This window comes from Rothia sp. HMSC071F11 (genome assembly GCF_001809115.1).
Lineage (GTDB): Bacteria > Actinomycetota > Actinomycetes > Actinomycetales > Micrococcaceae > Rothia > Rothia dentocariosa.
In genome coordinates this window covers 178,031-181,183 of record NZ_KV795730.1, presented here as the reverse complement: position 1 = coordinate 181,183, position 3,153 = coordinate 178,031, and the positions used below count along the sequence as shown (strand labels likewise).

At 46.5% G+C, this 3,153-nt stretch carries 5 protein-coding genes; all 5 read left to right on the top strand.

Going from position 1 to position 3,153, the window contains the following annotated elements:
* Window positions 1-40: 40 nt before the first annotated feature.
* A complete protein-coding gene (locus HMPREF2554_RS01760) occupies window positions 41-709 on the top strand; it encodes a hypothetical protein (RefSeq protein ID WP_070553725.1) in 669 nt (222 codons plus the stop codon).
* Window positions 710-755: 46 nt separating this feature from the next.
* Entirely contained in the window at window positions 756-1,097 is a 342-nt protein-coding gene (locus HMPREF2554_RS11710) for a hypothetical protein (RefSeq protein ID WP_246825967.1), read from the top strand.
* Window positions 1,098-1,538: 441 nt separating this feature from the next.
* On the top strand, window positions 1,539-2,237 hold the full coding sequence (locus HMPREF2554_RS01750) for a hypothetical protein (protein WP_070553723.1): 699 nt from the start codon (window positions 1,539-1,541) through the stop codon (window positions 2,235-2,237).
* 77 nt (window positions 2,238-2,314) lie between these two features.
* Window positions 2,315-2,473 (top strand): hypothetical protein, encoded by a 159-nt coding sequence (locus HMPREF2554_RS11530; RefSeq protein WP_168160864.1) that lies wholly within the window; start codon window positions 2,315-2,317, stop codon window positions 2,471-2,473.
* 151 nt (window positions 2,474-2,624) lie between these two features.
* A partial coding sequence (locus HMPREF2554_RS01745; protein ID WP_070553720.1) for a hypothetical protein occupies window positions 2,625-3,153 on the top strand: 529 nt, incomplete at its 3' end.

Below are 3,153 nucleotides of genomic sequence, written 5' to 3'. Positions count from 1 at the left end.
CACGTTTATCCTGATAGTAGAGTAAGGGAGAAAAATAACCATGGCTTACAAGCAGGTACGGTCTGCTGAGGAATTTACTGCCCCTTTGTTCATCCGTGAAGATGGGTACTGGGAGAACCATATGCTGCCTTATCTGGAAGCGGAGGGGTGGAAGGTTATTGTTGTTGACTGTGCCGGGGTAAAAACCACACTAGATTTTGCATACCGTCTGGTTGAGAGTATTGAGAGTGTCTATGCTATTCCGGATGATTTTAACCTGCGTTGGGCTTCGGAAGATGCCTGTCTGATCACCTGGTTTGATATGCGCCAGGGGCTGTTTGTGTTGTACAAGAATTTTGATGACCTCTTCGTGATGGACGACGAGGACGTGAGCTTATGCGTAAATATTCTGGAAGAAATGGAAGTATATTACGCCACTCGCCAATTACACGGCAGCGGTCTGTATGAAGTTTTGGTTGGGTATGGTTTTGATATTTCACGGGAAAGCTTGCCGCGGGTGAAAGAGTTTTTCAACGATAGCATCGTGGTCGCTGCTGACGGGGCCAAGTATCCTTGGTCACGGGTGGAAAGGTTTAAGAAACTGTTTTTCCCGAATGGTTTTCCGGATCCTCTTTATGAAGATGGAGATGACTGGATTAATGATCCTGATGAGTACCCCGAGAGCACATCCTATACCGGCGGCAGTGGTGAGGAGGGTTCTTCTGAATAATACAAGTTAGTTTTCTCGTCGAATTGCGCTCAAAAAGAGGTAGAAAATGGCTTATAGACAAGCAGGGTCTTCTAAAAAATTCATCGCGCCCTTGTTTCTTGCAGAAGATCGATACTGGGAAGATTATATGCGCCCTTACCTCGAGAAAGAAGGATGGTGTGTTGTGGAGGTCGATTGCGCAGGAGTGCAAGGTACTAGGGATTTTGGGTATCGACTTATGGAAGCGATCCGACTTGATTGGGAGAATGAAATTAGTGGTGAATTTGACTCATACTGGGCTGAAGAACTTGCTACTGAAATCGACTGGCTAGATATGCGCCAAGGACTGTTTGTTTATCTTAAATATTTTGAAGATGTTCTAAAGATGGCCGATTATCTGGGGGGGTGACAGTTATGCGAACTATGTAGTACGTCTCATTGATTCGATGCAGCTTCATTACCCTATGCGGCCTGCCGGTCATGAAGGGTATGAGGTTCTTTTTGGGTATGGGTTTGAGGTGTCGAAAGATTTTCTCCCTCGCGTTGAGGAGTATTTTGAAGGTCATCAGACGATCTGTGCTGGTCCCAATGCTGTGTATCCTTGGTTTCAGCAGGAGGAGCGGAAGAAGAAATATTTCCCTAGTGGTTATCCAGATCCGTTGTATGACAAGAATGGTATCTGGATAACTGACCCCGATGAGTACCCTGAAAGTACCACCTACACCGATAACAAACGATGTACAAGATAAGAACATCTGAAAGTTAACATAAACAAAGAATACGGACCGTAGTCCAGGTCATTATCTAACTTTTATTCGTCTTATTGACTAAATCTGAAAGGAAAAAGCTTATGCCGTATGAACATAATCTTTCAAAACCTTTTATTGCCCCGATCTTCATTGAGGAAGATGGGTATTGGCAGAATTGTATGAAGCCCTATCTTGAGCGTGAAGGGTGGTATATCGCAGAGGTTGACTGTGCTGGGGTGGTAGATGCCCGGGACTTTGGGCGTCGTTTTTTAACAGCCCTGGATTTCGACTGGGACTCTTTCTTGCATGAGTTCGATACAGAGTGGGCTTATGAATACGCTACTGCAGTCGATTGGCTTGATCTGCGTCAGGGACTGTTTGTGTACTATAAAAACTTTGAGGACGTACTGTCGATGGCGGACCGTTTAGGGAACGATAGTTACGCTATCTATGCCGTAAATATCATTGACTCAATGCGTCTGAACTATCCTATGCGTCCTAGCCCATATCCTCGGTCTGGGGATGATTATGAGGTGACTCTAGGCTACGGGTTCGGGGTGAGCCGGGCTTCTTTGCCGCGTGTGGAGCAGTTCTTTACAGGAAATAACGAGATCCTCATTGCTGGCCCGGAGGTGGTGGAGTATCCGTGGACTTGGCATGAGGAGCGGAAGAAAAAATATTTCCCTCAGGGGTTCCCGGCTCCTCGGTGTGATGAGCGGGGGGAGTGGATTTTTGATCCTGAAAGGTACCCGGAGAGTCCCGCGTTTACGGGTGATGCAGGATATCCTGTGGAAGAATAGCCGTCTTGAGGTTCAAGCTGGGTTTTTGCGTCCTATATACCTAGTCCTTTTGAGGATTTCGGAACTACCATAAGAAGTTGGCGCAGGGTAAAGAACCTAGCCTGCAGCAGTACCGGTTTAGTTCTTATGCTGAGTCGCGGTTGTTATCGGCTGTGTTGTGTTCGGTGATGGATTCGGTGGATAAGGCTGGTATGACTGAGGTTGTGCGCTCGGGGATGACTCATATGGTTGAGTAGCCATCAGAATAGGTCGTCAGGTATACCGTCTACTGAAGAGAACTTAGACCTAGTCTATATAAGGCTGAAATAGACGGGTCTAGCTTGAGATGACAGCGACGGCTGAAGAATCAGTACGAAATCTTTATCCGAATCATCTAAGGATAAGGTGATGACATACAAATGTGAATATAAAGATGCGTTCATTGTTCCGGTGTTCACTCAGGAGAGCGGGTACTGGGAGAAAATCATGAAGCCTCGTTTGCAGCAGCAGGGGTGGTATATCGCTGAAGTGGATTGTGCTGGTGTGGATACCTCGCACGAACTTGGGCGCAGGCTTTTACGAGCGCTTGGGTTTAATATTGCGCCGGATCAGCGGGTGAATGGGTTTTGGGTTAAAGATGCTGTTGAGGAAGCTGATTGGAATGATATGCGTCAGGGTCTTTTTGTATTCTATGAGAACTGTGAAGATCTCTTTATCGTACGGGAAGAGTGTTCGCCTTTTTATGCCCCGGAGTATGCGCTTCAATTAGCTGAACGTATGAGCTACTACTATTCTGATCTTCGTGGGTATATTTACGAGCAGTATCCTGTGGTAGTGGGGTATGGTGTTGGTCTTCCCACCTCATATATTCCACAGCTTGAGGAACTGATGGGTGCAGAGAATGTGATGATTGCAGGTAAAGGTGTGCGATACCCCT